The organism is Mesonia sp. K4-1, from assembly GCF_008017825.1.
Classification (GTDB): Bacteria; Bacteroidota; Bacteroidia; order Flavobacteriales; family Flavobacteriaceae; genus Mesonia.
This window is the reverse complement of sequence record NZ_VRLS01000010.1, coordinates 28,632-47,969: the sequence shown is the minus strand read 5'-3', so window position 1 is coordinate 47,969 and position 19,338 is coordinate 28,632. Positions and strand designations below refer to the sequence as shown.

General features: G+C 31.4%; 20 protein-coding genes. 13 read left to right on the top strand and 7 right to left on the bottom strand.

Annotated features, from left to right (window positions below):
• Positions 1-59 precede the first annotated feature (59 nt).
• The 10 genes from hisD to FT986_RS00740 all read left to right on the top strand — a co-directional run bounded on the left by hisD (position 60) and on the right by FT986_RS00740 (position 8,950).
• Positions 60-1,343 (top strand): histidinol dehydrogenase, encoded by a 1,284-nt coding sequence (gene hisD, locus FT986_RS00785; protein WP_147863389.1) that lies wholly within the window; start codon positions 60-62, stop codon positions 1,341-1,343.
• An 80-nt stretch (positions 1,344-1,423) separates the two neighbouring features.
• Positions 1,424-2,476 (top strand): histidinol-phosphate transaminase, encoded by a 1,053-nt coding sequence (hisC, locus tag FT986_RS00780; protein WP_147863388.1) that lies wholly within the window; start codon positions 1,424-1,426, stop codon positions 2,474-2,476.
• A 48-nt stretch (positions 2,477-2,524) separates the two neighbouring features.
• The gene (hisB, locus tag FT986_RS00775; RefSeq protein WP_147863387.1) at positions 2,525-3,667 is read left to right on the top strand and encodes a bifunctional histidinol-phosphatase/imidazoleglycerol-phosphate dehydratase HisB; all 1,143 of its coding nucleotides are present in this window, start codon (positions 2,525-2,527) and stop codon (positions 3,665-3,667) included.
• Between the two features lie 72 nt (positions 3,668-3,739).
• Positions 3,740-4,321 carry an imidazole glycerol phosphate synthase subunit HisH gene (gene hisH / locus FT986_RS00770; RefSeq protein WP_147863386.1) on the top strand — a complete coding sequence of 194 codons (582 nt, stop codon included), beginning with the start codon at positions 3,740-3,742 and terminating at the stop codon, positions 4,319-4,321.
• 34 nt (positions 4,322-4,355) lie between these two features.
• Positions 4,356-5,099, top strand: a complete 744-nt coding sequence (hisA, locus tag FT986_RS00765; RefSeq protein WP_147863385.1) for a 1-(5-phosphoribosyl)-5-[(5-phosphoribosylamino)methylideneamino]imidazole-4-carboxamide isomerase — start codon at positions 4,356-4,358, stop codon at positions 5,097-5,099.
• Between the two features lie 223 nt (positions 5,100-5,322).
• The gene (hisF, locus tag FT986_RS00760; protein WP_147863384.1) at positions 5,323-6,078 is read left to right on the top strand and encodes an imidazole glycerol phosphate synthase subunit HisF; all 756 of its coding nucleotides are present in this window, start codon (positions 5,323-5,325) and stop codon (positions 6,076-6,078) included.
• A 106-nt stretch (positions 6,079-6,184) separates the two neighbouring features.
• Positions 6,185-6,781: a bifunctional phosphoribosyl-AMP cyclohydrolase/phosphoribosyl-ATP diphosphatase HisIE gene (gene hisIE / locus FT986_RS00755; protein ID WP_147863383.1), complete on the top strand. Its 597-nt coding sequence runs from the start codon at positions 6,185-6,187 to the stop codon at positions 6,779-6,781.
• Positions 6,781-7,431, top strand: coding sequence for a thiamine diphosphokinase (locus tag FT986_RS00750; RefSeq protein ID WP_147863382.1), 651 nt, complete (start codon positions 6,781-6,783; stop codon positions 7,429-7,431). The genes hisIE and FT986_RS00750 overlap by 1 nt, the downstream gene beginning before the upstream one ends.
• Positions 7,432-7,665: 234 nt before the next feature.
• Entirely contained in the window at positions 7,666-7,947 is a 282-nt protein-coding gene (locus FT986_RS00745) for a GIY-YIG nuclease family protein (RefSeq protein WP_147863381.1), read from the top strand.
• A gap of 325 nt (positions 7,948-8,272) precedes the next feature.
• On the top strand, positions 8,273-8,950 hold the full coding sequence (locus tag FT986_RS00740) for a DUF2461 domain-containing protein (RefSeq protein WP_147863380.1): 678 nt from the start codon (positions 8,273-8,275) through the stop codon (positions 8,948-8,950).
• 1 nt (position 8,951) lies between these two features.
• On the opposite strand, the gene FT986_RS00735 is transcribed toward FT986_RS00740, so the two are convergent.
• The 3 genes from FT986_RS00735 to epsC form a co-directional block, all read right to left on the bottom strand.
• Positions 8,952-9,491, bottom strand: a complete 540-nt coding sequence (locus tag FT986_RS00735; protein ID WP_147863379.1) for a hypothetical protein — start codon at positions 9,489-9,491, stop codon at positions 8,952-8,954.
• 115 nt (positions 9,492-9,606) lie between these two features.
• Entirely contained in the window at positions 9,607-10,494 is an 888-nt protein-coding gene (cysM, locus tag FT986_RS00730) for a cysteine synthase CysM (RefSeq protein ID WP_147863378.1), read from the bottom strand.
• A complete protein-coding gene (gene epsC / locus FT986_RS00725; protein ID WP_147863377.1) occupies positions 10,484-11,272 on the bottom strand; it encodes a serine O-acetyltransferase EpsC in 789 nt (262 codons plus the stop codon). Before epsC ends, cysM begins: the two co-directional genes overlap by 11 nt.
• Positions 11,273-11,420: 148 nt before the next feature.
• Here epsC and FT986_RS00720 point away from each other — a divergent pair, with 148 nt between their 5' ends.
• Entirely contained in the window at positions 11,421-12,206 is a 786-nt protein-coding gene (locus FT986_RS00720; RefSeq protein WP_147863376.1) for a tRNA pseudouridine(38-40) synthase TruA, read from the top strand.
• 63 nt (positions 12,207-12,269) lie between these two features.
• Positions 12,270-12,959 carry a TVP38/TMEM64 family protein gene (locus FT986_RS00715; protein WP_147863375.1) on the top strand — a complete coding sequence of 230 codons (690 nt, stop codon included), beginning with the start codon at positions 12,270-12,272 and terminating at the stop codon, positions 12,957-12,959.
• 118 nt (positions 12,960-13,077) lie between these two features.
• On the opposite strand, the gene FT986_RS00710 is transcribed toward FT986_RS00715, so the two are convergent.
• Both FT986_RS00710 and FT986_RS00705 read right to left on the bottom strand, forming a co-directional pair.
• A complete protein-coding gene (locus tag FT986_RS00710; protein ID WP_147863374.1) occupies positions 13,078-13,671 on the bottom strand; it encodes an N-acetylmuramoyl-L-alanine amidase in 594 nt (197 codons plus the stop codon).
• Between the two features lie 45 nt (positions 13,672-13,716).
• Entirely contained in the window at positions 13,717-15,942 is a 2,226-nt protein-coding gene (locus FT986_RS00705; RefSeq protein WP_147863373.1) for a T9SS type A sorting domain-containing protein, read from the bottom strand.
• 252 nt (positions 15,943-16,194) lie between these two features.
• Here FT986_RS00705 and FT986_RS00700 point away from each other — a divergent pair, with 252 nt between their 5' ends.
• Complete coding sequence (locus FT986_RS00700; protein WP_147863372.1) at positions 16,195-16,668, top strand: hypothetical protein; 474 nt, start codon at positions 16,195-16,197, stop codon at positions 16,666-16,668.
• On the opposite strand, the gene recG is transcribed toward FT986_RS00700, so the two are convergent.
• Positions 16,665-18,770, bottom strand: a complete 2,106-nt coding sequence (recG, locus tag FT986_RS00695; protein ID WP_147863371.1) for an ATP-dependent DNA helicase RecG — start codon at positions 18,768-18,770, stop codon at positions 16,665-16,667. The two genes, FT986_RS00700 and recG, sit on opposite strands and share 4 nt — an antisense overlap.
• Positions 18,771-18,831: 61 nt before the next feature.
• Positions 18,832-19,269, bottom strand: coding sequence for a hypothetical protein (locus FT986_RS00690; RefSeq protein WP_147863370.1), 438 nt, complete (start codon positions 19,267-19,269; stop codon positions 18,832-18,834).
• Positions 19,270-19,338: the final 69 nt, after the last annotated feature.

Below are 19,338 nucleotides of genomic sequence, written 5' to 3'. Positions count from 1 at the left end.
GCAATAAAATAAATATAGTCTGTCATCTCGAAAAAAGTCGAGAGGTAAAAAATATAAATATGAAAATCATAAAAAATCCGCTTCAAGAAAATTGGCAAGAAGTTTTAAAAAGACCAACACAGACCATAGATGATATTGAGGCAACGGTTAACGAGATTTTTACAGAAGTAAAAGCAAAAGGAAATCAAGCTATTGCAAAATATACAGGTTTGTTTGATGGTACTTCTATAAGTAATATTGAAGTTTCTGTAGAAGAAATTGAACAAGCAGGAAAAGAAATTTCTACCGAGTTAAAGAATGCAATACAACTTGCTAAAGAAAACATTACCAAATTTCATTTGGCTCAAAAAACAGATAAAGTAGAAGTTGAGACGCAAAGTGGTGTAAAATGCTGGCAAGAAAAACGGGCTATTCAAAAAGTGGGTTTATATATTCCAGGTGGTTCAGCACCTTTATTTTCAACAATTTTAATGCTAGCTATACCAGCTAATTTAGCAGGTTGTAAAGAGATTGTATTATGTACACCACCCAATAAAGAAGGGAAAATAAATCCAGCTATTTTATACACTGCAAACCTATGCGGAGTTACTAAAATATTTAAAGTTGGCGGTATTCAGGCAATCGCAGGAATGACATTTGGTACAGAAAGTATTCCTAAAGTTTATAAAATTTTCGGACCAGGTAATCAATTTGTTACTGTGGCAAAGCAATTAGCTACAAGGTTTGATGTTGCTATAGATATGCCAGCTGGACCTTCAGAATTATTAGTTTTTGCAGATGAAACCGCTAATGCAAGTTTTGTGGCGTCAGATTTACTTTCTCAAGCAGAACACGGTGCAGATAGTCAAGTGATTTTGGTAACTACTTCTGAAGAGATTTTAAAGAGTGTAGAGAAAGAAGTACAAAGTCAATTAGAAAAATTGCCAAGAAAAGAAATTGCTACTAAAGCTATTGAAAATTCTAAACTTATCTTGGTGAAAGACGATGAAGAAGCTTTAAACTTAATTAATCAATATGCTCCAGAACATTTTATTGTAGTTGCAGAAAACGAAGAGTTTTTTGTTGATGGAATTGAAAATGCAGGTTCTGTATTCATTGGTAATTATACACCAGAAAGTGCTGGAGATTATGCTTCAGGTACTAACCATACGTTACCAACTAATGCTTACGCTAGACAATATGGTGGTGTAAATTTAGACAGTTTTCAGAAGAGTATGACTTTTCAAAAAATTGATGAAAATGGAATTAAAACTATAGGGAAGGCTATTGAATTAATGGCAGAAGCAGAAGGTTTGCAAGCGCATAAAAATGCTGTAACTTTAAGATTAAAGAGTTTGGAGTAAGGCAATAATATAGAGAAAACTTTAAATAAAACGTCATACTGAACTTGTTTCAGTATCTCATCACCAAGTATAGATTAAAAATGAATAAAATTTTCAATATACAAAATCTGGTACGTGCTAACGTTCAAAAGCTAAAACCATATTCATCAGCAAGAGATGAATATAAAGCCAACGGAACAGATATGGTTTTTTTAGATGCAAATGAAAATCCGTTTGAAAACGGAATAAATCGTTATCCAGATCCGCAACAGCGTGATTTAAAATTGGCTTTAGCAAAACTGAAAAACCTAAAAACAGAGCAAGTTTTATTAGGTAATGGTAGTGATGAAGTGTTAGATTTAATTTTCAGAGCATTTTGTGAACCTCAAATAGATAACATCCTTACGTTGCCGCCAACTTACGGAATGTACAACGTCTTAGCAGGTATTAATAATGTAGAAAATAAAGAAGTTTTACTTACTGTAGATTATGAATTAGATATAAAATCAATTCTAAATGCAGTTACAGAAACTACAAAGCTTATTTTTATTTGTAACCCTAACAACCCAACAGGAAATGCATTTGATGCACGATCTATTAAAACTTTAATTGAAAATTTTAATGGAATTATAGTAATAGATGAAGCATATATTGATTTCTCTTCTTATGAAAGTTGGATTAACTTCTTAGATATTTACCCAAATATTATTATTACTCAAACGCTATCTAAAGCATATGGGATGGCAGGAGTAAGGTTAGGCGTTTGTTATGCTTCCGCGGAAATAATTTCAGTTTTAAATAAAATAAAACCTCCTTATAATGTTAATGAATTAACTCAACAAAAAGCTTTAGAGCGTGTTTTAGCGGTTGATGAAGTTTTTAATGAAGTAGAAACTATTATCACTGAAAGAGAAAAAATGATCTCTAATTTGGGGCAAATAGGTTTTATAGAAAAGGTTTACACTACAGATGCTAATTTTGTATTGGTAAAAGTAGATGACGCTACTAAAAGATACAATCAATTGTTAGAAAAAGGTATTGTGATTAGAAATAGAACTAATCAGCCTCTATGTGAAAATACATTGCGTTTTACTGTGGGTACAAAACAAGAAAATAAGAAGTTAATAGAAGTTTTACAAACTTTAGATAAATAAATATGTCATCCCAAACTTGATTTGGGATCTCATCCAAAGAAAATAAAAATGAAAAAAATACTTTTTATAGATCGTGATGGTACTTTAATTATAGAACCAGAAGACTACCAGGTAGATAGATTAGAAAAATTAGAATTTTATCCAGAGGCTATTTACTATGTTTCTAAAATTGCAAAAGAGTTAGATTTTGAATTAGTGATGGTAACTAACCAAGACGGTTTAGGAACCGATAGTTTTCCTGAAAAAGAATTTTGGCCAATTCAAAATTTTATAGAAAACGTATTTGCTAATGAAGGAGCAACATTTAAAGAAAGTTTAATTGACAAAACTTTTGCTAAAGATAATGCAGAAACTAGAAAACCAAATATTGGTTTACTACAACAAAAAGGATATTTAGAAGAGGGAAAGTATGATTTAAAGAATTCTTTTATGGTAGGCGATCGTTTAACAGATGTTGAATTTGCTTACAATTTTGGAGGAAAAGGAATTTTTATTAACACTCACGTAGAATTAGGTGCAGATGAAATTAAAAATGATAAAAGTAAGGTAGAAAATGCCATAGCATTAGAAACTAACTCTTGGAAAGAGATTTATGAGTTTTTAAAATTGAGTGATAGAACCGCTCAAATTTCTAGAAAAACCAATGAAACAGATATTTTTATTGAGTTGAATTTAGATGGAACGGGGAAAAGTAAAATTGAAACAGGTATTGCTTTTTTTGATCATATGTTAGATCAAATTGCTCGTCACGGTCAAATGGATTTAACAATTAATGTACAAGGAGATTTAGAAGTAGATGAGCATCACACTATAGAAGATACTGCCATTGCATTGGGAGAAGTGTTTAGTAAAGCTCTGGGTAACAAATTAGGTATTGAACGCTACGGTTTCTGCTTACCAATGGATGATTGTTTAGCACAAGTAGCCATAGATTTTGGAGGTAGAAATTGGCTAGTTTGGGATGCCGATTTTAAACGAGAAATGATAGGTAAAATGCCAACAGAAATGTTTTATCACTTCTTTAAATCTTTTACAGATGGAGCCAAAGCAAACCTAAATGTAAAAGCAGAAGGAACCAACGAGCATCATAAAATAGAAGCTATTTATAAAGCTTTTGCTAAGGCTATAAAAGTAGCTGTAAAACGAGATTCAGAAAAAATGATTTTACCTTCTACCAAAGGAATGTTATAACAGAACAGAGTATAAAGTATTGAGTAGTTAGTATTCCAATACTCAATTCTAACTATCAATTACCAATAGAAAATGAAAATAGTCATTATTAATTACGGAGCAGGTAATATACAGAGCATAAAATTTGCTATTCAACGCTTAGGTTTTGAGGCAGTTTTATCTCATAATGTAGAAGAAATTCTGCAAGCAGATAAAGTGATTTTTCCAGGAGTAGGAGAGGCGAGTAGTGCTATGAAAATGCTAAAAGAAACAGGATTAGATCAATTAATTCCGCAGTTAAAACAACCAGTTTTGGGTATTTGTTTGGGAATGCAATTAATGTGTCAACATTCTGAAGAAGGAGATACAAACGGACTTGGTATTTTTCATGTTAAAGTAAAACGTTTTTCAAACCAAGTAAAAGTTCCGCAAATTGGGTGGAATCAAATTAGTAAATTAAAATCAGATTTATTCAATGGAATTAAAGAAGATGAATTTATGTATTTGGTACACAGTTTTTATGCTGAAAAATGTTCAGAAATGATAGCAGAAACTACGTATGATGTTCCTTATGTTTCTGCATTACAAAAAGACAATTTTTACGGGGTTCAATTTCATCCAGAGAAAAGTAGTAATGCTGGTGAAAAGATATTAGAGAATTTTTTAACAAGCTAATAACTATTTGCTGTTAGCTTAAAGCTTAAATACAATGAGAATTATTCCAGCCATAGACATTATAGACGGTAAATGTGTACGTCTTTTTAAAGGCGATTACAATACCAAGAAAATATATAACGAACATCCGCTAGAGGTTGCTAAAGAGTTTGAAGCTCACGGTATTCAGTATCTTCATTTAGTAGATTTAGATGGCGCTAAAAGTAAGCACATTGTAAATTATAAAATATTAGAACAAATTGCCTCTAAAACAAAAATGAATATTGATTTTGGTGGCGGATTAAAATCGGATGAAGATCTTAAAATTGCTTTTGAAAGTGGAGCAAAACAAATTACCGGAGGAAGTATTGCGGTTAAAGATAAAGTTATTTTTGAGAGTTGGATTGAAAAATATGGAGCCGATAAAATAATTTTAGGGGCAGATGCTAAAGATGAAATGATTGCAGTTTCAGGCTGGCAAGAAGAGTCTAAAGAAGAGTTAATTCCTTTTATTCAATCTTACCAAGAAAAAGGAATTGAATACGTAATTTGTACAGATATTAGCAAAGATGGTATGTTAGAAGGTCCTTCTTTTGATTTGTATAAAAAAATATTAGAAGAAACTGTCACTTCAAGCGGAGACAATAAACTCAAATTAATAGCTTCAGGAGGGATTTCAACTTTTGATGAGCTACCCAAACTTGCAGAAATGGGCTGTGAAGGGACAATTATTGGTAAAGCCATCTATGAAAACAGAATCTCTTTAAAACAATTAGAAGATTACATATTAAATTGCTAATAATAAAATTAGAAGTACAAAAGTCACTTTAAGCGGAGTCGAGAAGTCTTTGTGATTAATAAAAACAAGATGAGATTCCAGATCAAGTCTGGAATGACGATAATTTAAAAATAAACTAGAGTACGTCATGCTGAACTTGATTAACAACGTTGAATCTTCGATTTCAGCATCGCATCAACAGAGAAAATAAAACATTGAATACATTTCAATAAAAAAATATATTATGCTTACCAAAAGAATAGTTCCTTGTCTAGATATTAAAAACGGAAGAACGGTAAAAGGCGTGAACTTTGTAGATTTACGGGATGCAGGAGATCCTGTAGAACTGGCTCAAATTTATGCTGAAAATGGAGCAGATGAGTTGGTCTTTTTGGATATATCTGCTACAGAAGAAAAACGAAAAACACTAGCTGATTTGGTACTTCATGTAGCAGAGAAAGTAAATATTCCGTTTACAGTTGGTGGTGGTATTTCTTCCGTAGAAGATGTAGATATTCTTTTGCAATCTGGAGCAGATAAAGTTTCTATTAATTCTTCCGCAGTAAAAAGACCAGATTTAATTAATGAACTCTCAGCTAAATTTGGTAGTCAGTGTGTGGTAGTAGCCATAGATGCAAAACAAGTTGACGGTAAGTGGATTGTGCATTTAGTTGGTGGTAAATTACCAACTAAATTAAACTTATTTGATTGGGCAAAAGAAGTAGAAAAACGTGGAGCTGGTGAAATTTTATTTACTTCCATGAATAATGACGGAACCAAAAATGGATTTGCTAATGAAGCTTTGGCTAAATTATCTAATGAGTTAAATATTCCGATAATCGCTTCTGGAGGAGCGGGAAATATGCAGCATTTTGCAGATACATTTAAAGAAGGAAAAGCAGATGCAGCTTTGGCAGCAAGTGTATTTCATTTTAAAGAAATAGCAATTCCAGAATTAAAAAGTTTTTTAACTGAAGAAGGTGTTTTAGTGAGAAGTTAGAAATTAGTAGAGTTATTAATCAGATCTTGAAACAACTTCTGGATGATGAACAAATAATAAATGTAGCCTCAAACAGAATCTAGAGGTTATTTCAAAAGATAAAACAATGAATATAGATTTTAATAAAAATAATGATGGACTTGTGCCTGCGGTAATTCAAGACGCTAAAACCTTAAAGGTTTTGATGTTGGGGTATATGAATGAAGAAGCATTCTTAAAAACTAACGAATCTAAAAAAGTAACTTTTTATAGCAGAACTAAAAAACGTTTATGGACCAAAGGAGAAGAAAGTGGAAACTTTTTACAATTAGTAGATATCAAATTAGATTGTGATAACGATACGCTTTTAATACACGTAAACCCAGTAGGTCCCGTTTGTCATACAGGAGACGATACTTGTTGGCAAGAGAAAAATAAACAAGATTATGGGTTTATTTCAGAATTAGAACAAATTATTGAAAACCGTAAAAATCAATCTACGCCAGACGATAGTTATGTAGCTTCACTTTTTGCTAAAGGCATGAATAAAATTGCGCAAAAAGTAGGGGAAGAGGCAGTAGAAGTAGTTATTGAAGCTAAAGATGACAATGAAGATTTATTTTTGAATGAGTCGGCAGATTTATTGTTTCATTATTTAATTTTATTGAAGGCAAAAGGTTATGAATTAAACGATATTGTAAAAGTTTTAGAAAAAAGAAATTAATGCATATTCATCGTGACGATTACAAGTTTGAAAGTGAGGTAGTTTTATTCATTAACGGACAATTTCCTCAGAAAATTCCGCAATTAACTCACTTTCAAAAAATATACTGTACAGACGGTGCTTATAAAAGTTTAAAAGCTAAAGGTATTCAACCAGATGTAGTCTCTGGTGATTTTGATTCTATTGCAATTACTGAAATTTCTTCTGAAGTAAAAATTATAGAAACGCCAGATCAAAATGCTACAGATTTTGAAAAAGCATTGCGTTTAATTATAGAAGATGGTTTTAAAAGTGTATCAGTATTTGGTTGTAGTGGATTAGAACAAGATCATTTTTTAGGTAATTTAACCTCAATGTTGAAACATAAAAATGAAATTGAGATTAGATGTTTTGACGATTTTGGCTTTTATTTTTTTGCTGAAAACGAAACAGTTATAGAAGGTTTTAAAAACGAAACTTTGTCTTTATATCCTTTTCCAGATGCTAAACAAGTTACTTCTGAAGGAGTAAAATATCCTCTTTATAAAGAAGATTTAAATATAATTTCTAGGATAGGAACTAGGAATACAATTACTCAGAAAACGGCAAGAGTTAGTTTTGATGAAGGTAATTTATTGTTGTTTATTCAGGATCAGTTAAAAAATTCATAATTAAATTTAGCAGGAAGAGATCCCAAATCAAGTTTGGGATGACGACACATGATTTACAAAGTAAATTCTCATCGTCATGCTGAACTTGATTCAGCATCGCATCAAAATAATAAAAGTGATTGTCTGCAAACCTGTATGTAATCCCTAAATCAAGTTAGGGATGACTTTTGGCTTTTTTATTGTAGTTAATTTTGATTAATTTTCTTGATATTTCTTCATAGCAAATAATTTGTAATGAAAACTTTCTATGTTTATATAATTACTAATGAATATAGAACTACATTCTATACTGGTGTTACATCTAATTTAAGCAAACGAATAACAGAGCACCAATTAGGTAAAGGTTCTTTATTTACTGCAAAATATAACTTGAAGTATTTAATTTATTTCGAAGAGTTTTTAGACATTCAAGAAGCAATAAAAAGAGAGAAACAACTGAAAAGTTGGAAAAAGAATTGGAAAATTGATTTGGTTAAAAAACTAAACCCTGAATTAAAAACAATTGAACTAACCTAACCGAATGTGATCCCAGATCAAGTCTGGGATGACGATATGTGGAAGGCAAAATTAATTCTTTAGTCATGCTGAACTTGATTCAGCATCCCACCAAAATAATAAAACCTATTACTTGGAAGTCTATATGAGATCCCAAATCAAGTTTGGGATGACGCTATGCGGAAAACAGAGTAAATTGTTATTGTCATGCTGAACTTGATTCAGCATCGCATCAAAAGAATAAAAGTGATTGTCTGTAAACTTGTATGTGATCCCAAATCAAGTTTGAGGTGATGATAATTCAAAAGAAAAATAAGTTTTATAACTTTGAAGAAAAAGCAATGTAATGAAATCTATACCCCAAGAAGCACTCCCATTTTTACTTCAGCTGCAAAATAATAATGATAGAGATTGGTTTGAAGAGCACAAACCTAAATTCAAATCTATAGAAGCAGAAATGAAAGAATTCTATAAAGAAATTGAGTTTCAGCTGAATCAACATGATCAAATAGAGAAAACTAAAGTTTTTAGAATTTATAGAGACGTACGTTTTTCTAAAGATAAAACTCCGTACAAAACAAACTTTGGTGCTAGTTTTACACGTAAAAAACCAGAATTAAGAGGTGGATATTATGTACATATTCAACCAGATAATAAATCTTTTATTGCGGTAGGTTTTTGGAATCCGGCTAAAGAAGATTTATACCGAATTAGAAAAGAGGTAGAAATGGATGCGGAAGAGATAAAAGAAATTCTTCAGCAAAAAGAATTAAAAAAGTTTTGGGGTAAAGTAGAAGGGGAGCGTTTAAAAACAGCGCCTAAAGGTTTTGATAAATCGCATCCAGATATTGATTTATTGAATTTAAAACAATGGACGTTTACTAAAAAGTTTAACGATAAAGAAGTACTGGAGCCGAAGTTTGCTAGTACCGTTAATGATCATTTTAAAGCAATAAAACCGTTTTTTAATTATATGAGTAATGTTTTAACTACAGATTTAAACGGAGTTTCTTTAATTGATTAATCTATTTCTTTACGTTTAAAGAATTCATAATTTCTGCTGCGGTACTTTTCCATTCTGGTAAAATTTCTTCAGAACAATTAAAAGTACAAAGTAATAGTTTATCGTTTAAATTGGTAAAGAAAATTAAATTATAAATATTGGTGTCAGCTGCTGGAGTAATTAGTTCTAAGTAACCTACATTTTGCCCGTTTACATTTCTTATACCTTGATCTTTCCATTCTGCAGAAGGATAAAATGATTTGAAAGTCTTAACAAATGTATTTTTATATGTTTCAATAAGTTCTTGGTTAGCAGGGCTCGGTGTTAAATTAAATGCTACATTTATATTTCCTTTTTCATTAGAATATGCCAATGTTGGTCTTCTAGATAAGGGATATTTTATTTTGAGTAACTCTTCTGTCATTACTTCAAAATCAATCGGAACTTTAATTTGTAGTTTATCTTCGAACAAAGAAATTTCTTTAAGCTGATGAATTTGAGCAGATATGGTAAATGCTGGAATAACTAAAAAACAAAAAACTAGTGATTTGAAATATTTCATTAGAAGAGAGACGCTAATTAAAAATGATGGTTTGTAAATATAAAATTCGGAAATAATAAGATGTCTAACATTTCATCATTCCCGAATTCACAAAAATAGACTTTTAAACCAAAAATTATTCTTCAAATAAATCAGAAGAGAGATAACGATCTCCACGATCACAAACAATAGATACTACCACACCTTCTTCCATAGTCTCTATAAGTTTTAATGCTGCTGCTGCAGCACCGCCGCTACTCATACCTGCAAAAATCCCTTCTTTTTTTGCTAAGCGTTTTGTCATTGCTCTAGCTTCCTCTTCACTAATTTCAATTACTTGATCTATTTTTTTAGGATTAAAAATTTTGGGTAAATATTCTGTTGGCCATTTTCTAATACCAGGAATTTTAGAATTATCTGTAGGTTGTACGCCAATAATTTGAATATCTTCGTTTTGTTCTTTTAAATAAGTGGAAGTCCCCATAATAGTACCTGTAGTACCCATAGAGGAGACAAAATGAGTTATTTTTTGGTCAGTATCTCTCCAAATTTCTGGTCCAGTGGTTTTGTAATGCGCTTTCCAATTATCATTATTTGCAAATTGATTTAAACCTACATAGCCTTCATTTTTCACTTTATTTTCAGCATAATCGCGAGAACCCATAATTCCAGTTTCACTAGAAGTAAGTGTAACTTTCGCTCCATAAGCTCTCATAGTTTGCACACGTTCTTTAGTAGAGTTTTCTGGCATAATTAACTCTATATTTAGATTAAAAAGTTTTGCAATAAGTGCCAGTGCAATACCTGTATTACCACTAGTGGCTTCAATAAGTTTCGAGTCTTCGCTAATATCGCCACGCTCTAAAGCACTTTTAATCATATTATAAGCAGGACGGTCTTTTACACTTCCGCCAGGATTATTTCCTTCCAACTTAAAAAATAACTTTACATTTTTATTTTTCACTAAGTTTTGTGCTTCCACTAAAGGAGTGTTCCCAATTAAATCTAATATACTACTCATAATTTTGTCTAATTTTAATTTCAGGACTGTGCGTGACTAAAGAATTTTCAGGAATAGAAGAAGTAATCCATACATTTCCACCAATAATGCTGTTTTTTCCGACAATAGTATTGCCACCTAATATAGTTGCATTTGCGTAGATAGTTACGTTATTTTCTACGGTGGGATGTCTTTTTACATTTTTCAGATTTTTTTCTACATACAAAGCGCCCAACGTAACTCCCTGATAAATTTTTACATTATTTTTAATTATGGCAGTTTCACCAATTACGATACCTGTTGCGTGGTCTATAAAAAATGATGTACCTATAGTTGCTCCAGGATGAATATCTACACCCGTTAAACGATGAGCATATTCTGTCATCATTCTTGGGACTAAAGGAAAACCGGCTTCATGAAACTCGTGAGCAAAACGATAGATAGCTACTGCAAAGAAACCAGGATAACTTAAGTAAACCTCTTCTATAGAATTAGAAGCAGGGTCATTAGTAAAAATAGCTTCTGCATCTTTGTTTAATTTATATAACAACTCGGGTAATTTAGCTACATAATTGTCCCAAAGTTTAATACAAGGTTTTTCAAGATCCCAACAAGCTAAATCTACAAGTGTTTCAAAATCTTTCTCTAGCTCTTCTAAGTTTTTTTCAACAGGAATTTCAGCATCAAAAAGCGTATGAAATAACTTATTGGTGAAATTTTCAGTAGAAGTTTTTAGTCGAAATTTTAAATGCGGTACTTTCTTCTGATTCTCTATTTGGTGAATGATTTCCTCTTTGTTCATATATTACAAATTACAAAAACTAAATTATGAATATTGATCTTGTTAATCCTCATTATAAAGAAATAAATGCGTTAATGAGTTAGCTTAGACGAAAAAATGATTTTATATTGACATTTTCCAATAAGTATTTATTTTTAAGATAAAAGATATGCAAAGAATTAGGTTTTACTACCTTATTAAACTTCAATATTTAGGTTTTCGTTACCACGGTTGGCAAAAACAACCTGATGTAAATACAGTAGAAAGAATGGTAGAACGTACTATTTCTTATGTTTTAGAGCGCAAAAAATTTAAACTTATTGCTGCAGGAAGAACAGATGCTAAAGTTTCTGTAAATCAGACTTATGTTGAGCTGTTTGTAGATAATGAACCGTTGAATGTTGAAGAATTTTTCCCATTATTAAATCAAAATTTACCACCAGATATAAGAGCTTTGGCAGTAACAGAAACCACTAAAGATTTTAATATTATCAACCATCCTAAACAAAAAGAGTATTTGTATTTTTTTGCGTTTGCTGAAAAGTTTCATCCATTTTGCGCTCCTTTTATGGTGTTTATGAAAGAAGATTTGAATATTGAATTAATGAAAGAAGGAGCAAAGCTTTTTGAAGGTAAACATGATTTTTGGTCTTATGCATACAAACCCAAACCAGAAACGCAGACACAAGGTAGGATAGATGAGTGTGAAATTGTGGAAAATGATATTTACACTGCTAATTTTTTTCCGAAGAAAAGTTATGTATTAAAAGTGAGAGGAAAAGGTTTTAAACGTCATCAAATACGTCTAATGATGGGTACTTTATTTGATTTAGGTAGAGGTTTAGTTACTTTAGAATTTATACAATCTACGCTAAATGCGGAAAATAAAATTAAGTTAGAACATATAGCTCAGCCTTCTGGGTTAATTCTTAATGAAGTAAAACTGGACGAGTAATTTGATATTTATTTAGGAAATTTCAATTTTCACTTTTGTAAATTTGAAGAAAATCTTTATCTATTGAAAGCTACCAAAATAGCAAAATACAGTTCGTTATATTTTACCTTAGCCTTAATTATAAGTCTAGTAATTCTTTATTTTACTTATCCAGCTTTTCAAGATGCTATAAATGAGCTCTGGAAAGTTCTAAAATCTGGAGATCAAGATAAAATTTCTTCAACTATACAAGGATTTGGAGCTTGGGGAGTAGTAGCTATTATTTTAATTATTATACTGCAAATGTTTCTAGTAGTTTTCCCTTCTTGGTTACCTATGATAGCTGCTGCTTTGGTTTATGGTACTTTTTCTTCCATATTAATTTCTTCAACAGGTGTTTTCTTAGCTTCTACTATTGGTTATTCTTTAGGCTTGGGAGTAAGTGAAAATGCCTTACACAAATTTATAAGTGATAAAACTTTTGATAAACTTAATTACTGGGTTTCTCACTATGGGTTTTGGAGTATTGTCTTATTTAGAGTTTCTCCTTTTTTATCTAATGACGCCATTAGCGTATTAGCAGGCGGTCTAAAAATGAATTATATAAAATTTATTACAGCAACCATGATTGGTATTGTGCCACTCGCTACAGCTATTGCTTTTTTTGCTAGTGATATTGAAACTTTGAAAACAGGTCTCTATTGGATTGGAGGAGCTGGGATTTTATTTTATGGAATTTTCGTTTTCATAGATCATAGAAAAAGAAAAGGATAACAAATTTTTGAAGTTTTTTCTAATGTATTCAATTTTTTTAGAGTACATTTTAAATTGCTTGTGTCAAAATAGATAAACAATTTTGCAGTCAGTGGACAAAATTGTTTATCTAATAAATTTATAAGCTAGCAATTAAAGCATTGACAATTTCGCTTTGTCCTTTTTCGCTTCGTATATAATCTAAATCGTTGACGTTTGTCATAAAACCTAATTCTATTAGAACAGCAGGATAATTACTCTCACTTAATATCTTAAAATTAGCATTTCTAACTTTTACATCTTCGTATTTTGTTTGTGTAATTAAAGAGCTGCTAATTTTGGAGATGAAATTAAAGTTCACATCTTTTAATTCTTCACTTTCAGAAAAATAGAGTTCTATTCCACTTTTGTTAGTATTTGTTGTAGCATTTGCGTGAAGACTTATGACAAGATAAGGCTTAACTTCATTAATCTTTTTAATTCTTTCTTCCAAAGAAATAAATTTATCATTATCACGAAGTAAGATAACGTCATAACCTTTTTCTCCTGCAACTTTTTGAAAAACTTTCGCAACCTGCAGTGTAATATCTTTTTCTTTTAGGCTTTCTGCTACTTGACCCGAATCTTTTCCTCCGTGACCGGCATCAATAATAATAGTTTTTTGTTGAGCATTACTCACCCAAGTAAGGCAAAATAAAAACACAGTAACGAATAAATAAGCGAGTCTTTTCATGATTTAAGTTTTAGTTAGTTATTATCTAACGTTAAAAAAGAAACATTATTCTTTTATAATTTTTTTCGTATATACTTTTCCATCTTTCTCAAGAGACAAAATGTAAACACCAGAACTTAAAGAATAGATATTGTGAAGAGTTAGTGTACTTCCTGAAAAGGTCATGTTTTCTTTAAAAAGAATTTGCCCGAACATTGAGGTTATCGTAATATTTACTTCGCTACCTTTTAGTTGTGTAGAAGTTATATTTAAATGATCTTCTTTGATTGGATTCGGGTAAACTGAGAAAATACTCTCTTCATTTGAAACAGTTAAGGTTTTTTCCTTGAAAATGATTGAGAACCTATCACTACTTATACTTGCATTTAGAGTCTCATCAATTAAGAAAGATATATTATTTTCTCCTGTGTTAAGAATAGTTTCTTGTTGTAGAAAATTGTCGACCAAGTAAGCTTCAACATTTTCAAATTCTGATAAATTGATTTTAAATGTGTAATTCGTCGATCTATAACTGTTACTAAAAAACTGAAGGGTTTCTCCCGTGGTAGGAAGGTTTCTTTTTTCTATACTCAAATAATCATTTCCGTTAAGTAATGCTATATTTTCATCTAAGTTTCCGAGTTTTCTAGAATCTTGATTATTAATTGTATTAGAGTAAGTAGAATTGAACTTAGTAACAAAACCATCTACATAAAGAGGACTGGTATTTTCATTACTATACAATTGTACGCTTAATGTCAAATCCTCTTGATTATTTTGATTTCTAAAAACTTCAGTAAGATTATTAGAGGTTTTATGTGATTGAGAAAATACTAGAGAAGGGGATGGATCTCCGTCTGAAGTCACAAAGAAAGCTTGGTTGGGTTGTAGGTATTGATTAGCGGCTGAGTTTCCAGAGCTAGAATTTGTACCCGAAGGTAAATCTACCGTTACATAAGCTCCGCGTGCATTAATATTTGGATCCCATACATAATATTGATTATTACTTACTCCTGTAGAAGCTGCTAAAACACTTGTCATGTCTACTGTAGACTGAAATGGATTACCTAATAAATTAAATGCTGTATTTGTAGAATTTAAATTTAGAAATTCAACATTAGTTGCAGGACTTACTAAAGAACCTATCATTCTTAAACGAGTATTCGTTGGCGTAGCAGCATTATCATTAACATTTATTCCTCTGTCGCCTCTAATCATTACTCTGTAAGGAATTCCAGATTGTAATGTATTATTATCTGTGTTAGCTATTGCTTCCCATGATTGTGTACTATTATTGAAAGTAAACATAGATGGATTTCCAGATACTGTTGCGTCAAACCCATTAGCTCCAGTTGTAGAACCTGTTATATGAGTTCCATATCCAGAGTGTGGATTTAGATTATTAGCAAGAATGGTAGTGGTATTATTAACTCCTTCTTGCCAATTGGTTTTGATAGAATTCGTAGTATTAACTGAACTAGACAAAAATCTAAACGCTCTTTTGGCAGGAATAAACCTTTCAACGGTTGCAACTCCAGATATAGTAGAACTTGGTTGTAACGGTCCTAAAGTTCCTGTTTGAGTTTCTGAAGTACTCACAAAGATCAAATCTCCATTTATAGTTATGTCTCCCATTACTTGAATGTTTGCTAATATATTTAAGGTTGCACCAGTATCAATCGTAATATTGTTAGCTTGAGTATTTGAGGTTATAGATGTAGTCCCAGAAGTTACAGAAATATCATCATCTGGAGTTGAAACTCCGCTAGGATCATTGGGAGTCCAATTTGTACCATCATAAATATAAGCTGTGGTAGTATTCGTGCAGCTATAACTTCCAGGTGAAAAAGTTTGGATAGTGTTAGAAGTAGTCCAGTTATTTCTATTGTTGACATTACTCAAAATCTTATTTTTACCACCAGTTGTATTCGTTATGCTGTAATAACCATTGTCTTTATTTCCTACAGCAACTGCAGTAATTCCTTCTGTTAAACTAGGAGGTAAAGCACTAGTATTAGAGCTTGTTGCATCAGTCCATTTTGTGTCATTAAAGTTTATGGCTGCAATAAAGGATGGTGAAGTACTTTGTCCTTGATAAGCAAAGATCTGATCACCACCTGTAGCTAATGAGATAGAATTTACACTTGTAATAAAAATTTCATCTCCACACGAATAATTAATAGGAGCCGTCCACATATGAGTTCCTTCAGTGTTTCTTAAAGAACCGCTAGATTGCCAACCACTATCGGTAAAATTAATTTCTGTTCCAGATTGAATTTCGGTTAAAATCACAAAACTAAATTGATCTGGATCATCTGATTGAAAACTGGTAAAACAATATCACCTGGAGATAAAATAGTTTGTGCATGGTGATTTTTTGAGAACCCAAAACAGAATAATATTGTTATAATCCTGAAAATGAAAGATGTGTGTAAAGATGTTTTCATAAAGCTAAAATTAATTTCCTTTAAATATAAACTATATTTAATCATTTTTTCGATTAAATTACACTTTAAACCGATTTATTAAAAAAATATAAGAATTATGAATTTTTTATATATAAGATTTTTAGCTATTGGAGCAATTTTTTTTTGTATAGCTTCAAGCTGTATAAATACATCTCATGTAAATACAGGATTTAATTGGTTAGTAGGGGATTGGGAGCGAATAAATAATGAAGGGAAAGAAAAAACTTTTGAAAATTGGATAAAATTGAATGATACACTTTATACAGGTTTTGGTTTTACCTTATCGGAAGTGGATACAGTATTTAAAGAGAATTTGAGTTTATTTAAGTTAGATAAAGCTTGGATTTTTCAAGTGGATGGGGTTAATGAAACTCCTGTAGATTTTATACTTCAACAAACTTTAGAAAGAGGTTTTATAGCAATTAATGAGCAAAATACGTTTCCAAAATCAATTTTTTATCAATTAAAAGAAGATGAAAATTTGCAAGCAGTAATTGCGAATGAAGAGAGAGAAATTCTTTTTGACTTTCAGAAAAATAAAAAGCCTTAACTAATATAGTTCCAAATGTTTTTATGTTTTCCCATAAGTCTATAGGTGTTTTTAACTACTTCATGATCTGGAATTTTGAGACTAGGATCTTCCGTGAGCATCTTTTTTGCATAATACCTTGCAGTTTTTAAAATTTCATTATCTTTTACAATATCTGCAATTCTTAAATTTAAAACACCACTTTGTTGGGTTCCCATAATATCTCCGGGACCTCTTAATTTTAAATCAACTTCGGCAATTTCAAAACCATCATTAGTTCGTACCATGGTTTCTAATCGGGTTTTACTATCTTGAGACAGCTTATGTCCAGTCATTAAAATACAATAACTTTGTTCGGCTCCTCGGCCCACTCTACCTCGCAATTGGTGCAATTGTGAAAGTCCAAATCGTTCTGCGCTTTCTATGATCATTACACTTGCATTAGGAACGTTAACACCAACTTCAATAACGGTCGTAGCAACCATAATCTGAGTTTCTCCTTTTACAAACCTATTCATTTCATATTCTTTGTCGGCTGGTTTCATTTGTCCGTGAACTATTGAAATTTGATAAGTGGGAGCAGGGAAATCTCTAGCAATACTTTCATAACCATCCATTAAATCTTTATAATCCATTTTTTCACTCTCTTGGATTAATGGATAAACCACATATATTTGTCGGCCTTTTTCAATTTCTTCCCTTATGAATCTAAACACTTTTAACCGATTAGAATCGTAGCGATGTACGGTTTTTATAGCTTTTCTTCCTGGCGGTAGTTCATCTATCACCGAAATATCTAAATCGCCATACAAACTCATAGCTAGTGTTCTAGGAATAGGAGTCGCCGTCATCACCAATACATGCGGAGGCAAGGTGTTTTTATGCCATAATTTAGATCGTTGTGCTACTCCAAAACGATGTTGTTCATCGATAATAGCCAAACCAAGATTTTTAAATTTTACTTTGTCTTCTAATAAAGCATGAGTTCCTATCAGTAAATGCAAGGAACCGTCTTCTAAACTTTCATGAATTTCTCTACGTTCTTTAGTTTTAGAAGAGCCTGTAAGTAATAAAATTTTTATTGGAAGCTTTTCACAGAGTTCACTAAGACCTTGATAATGTTGTATAGCAAGAATTTCTGTAGGTGCCATCAAACAAGCTTGAAAATTATTATCTAAGGCTAATAAACAAGTCATTAATGCAACGATAGTTTTACCAGAACCAACGTCCCCTTGTAATAAACGATTCATTTGTGCGCTACTACCCAAATCACTTCTTATTTCTTTAACAACTCTTTTTTGTGCATTGGTTAACTCAAAAGGGAGGTGATTTTGATAGAAGTCGTTAAAATATGTGCCGACTTCCGTAAAGGGAAATCCTTTAATTTTTTGTTTATGAATAAGGTTTTTAATCAGCAGTTGTAATTGTATATAAAAGAGTTCTTCAAATTTCAAACGGTATTGTGCTAATGCTAATTTTTTAGGAGCCTGCGGAAAATGAATATTTAAAAGAGCTTCACTTTTAGAAACAAGTTTAAGTTCTTGTAAAATGGATTGCGGAAGTGTTTCCGTAAAGCCTTGCTTACTTTCTGAAAACAGTTGTTGTATTATTTTAGAAATCACTTTATTGCTGATTCCTTTTTTACTCAAATTTTCGGTAGAAGGATAAATAGGTTGCATTGCCATGCGCAAACCAGCTTCGTGCTCTTTTAGCAATTCCATATCTGGATGAGGCATAGAGCAAGAGTTGTTAAACCAATTTACTTTGCCAAAGATGACATAAGGTTCATTGATCTTTATTGATTCCTTAAGCCACTTATGACCACGAAACCAAACCAATTCTATTTTTCCGGTATCATCTACAAAATCGGCTACCAAGCGCTTACCTCTTTTTTGAGCGACCGTTTTGAGATGCGTGATTTTTCCAATAACTTGAATTTCGGCAGTATTTCGCTGAATTTCATTTATTTTATAATACTTGGTTTTATCAATATATCGGTTAGGAAATAAATTGAGAAGATCTTGATACGTGTGAATTCCCAACTCTTTACGGAGAACTTCTGCACGGTTAGGACCAACGCCTTTTAGATAGTCTATAGGGGTTTGCAGCAAGCTTGTATTCATAATAACGAAGATAGGAAATATTAAAAATCCTATCTTCAAAAATAAAAATTAATCTCAAATTTTAATGAATCCAGTTTCTTTTAATCGCTTTATCTGCTAACCAAATAGAAAATATAGAGATTAATACAACTAGGATAGGCATAACGTATGCTTCATTACCATACACCTCTATAGAAGTGGTTAAAAATAAATTATGAAACATTTGTATAACCACGCAAACTAAGCAAATAACAAATAGCGGTTTTGCTATTTTGTTTTTAGCTAGTAATAAAATACTTCCTAATAATCCAGAAAATACGGCTACAGCAAATACAATGTGAGTCCATAAAGGATATTCTCTGTACAAAGCTTGTTCGTTTTTGGGAAGTTCGTTTAAGCCATCTCCTGTCATAACAATGGAGTGAAAAACAAAGGAGGTTACCCCCATTAAATTCCATAAAAGAAGAATAACGCTAATCACCCAAAACCAAGTTGGGATTTTTGTAATAGTGGTGTTCATAAATAGAGTTTTTGAGTTAGTTGCATTAAAAGTAAATAAATATTGGGTATAAAATCAATAATTTTAAAA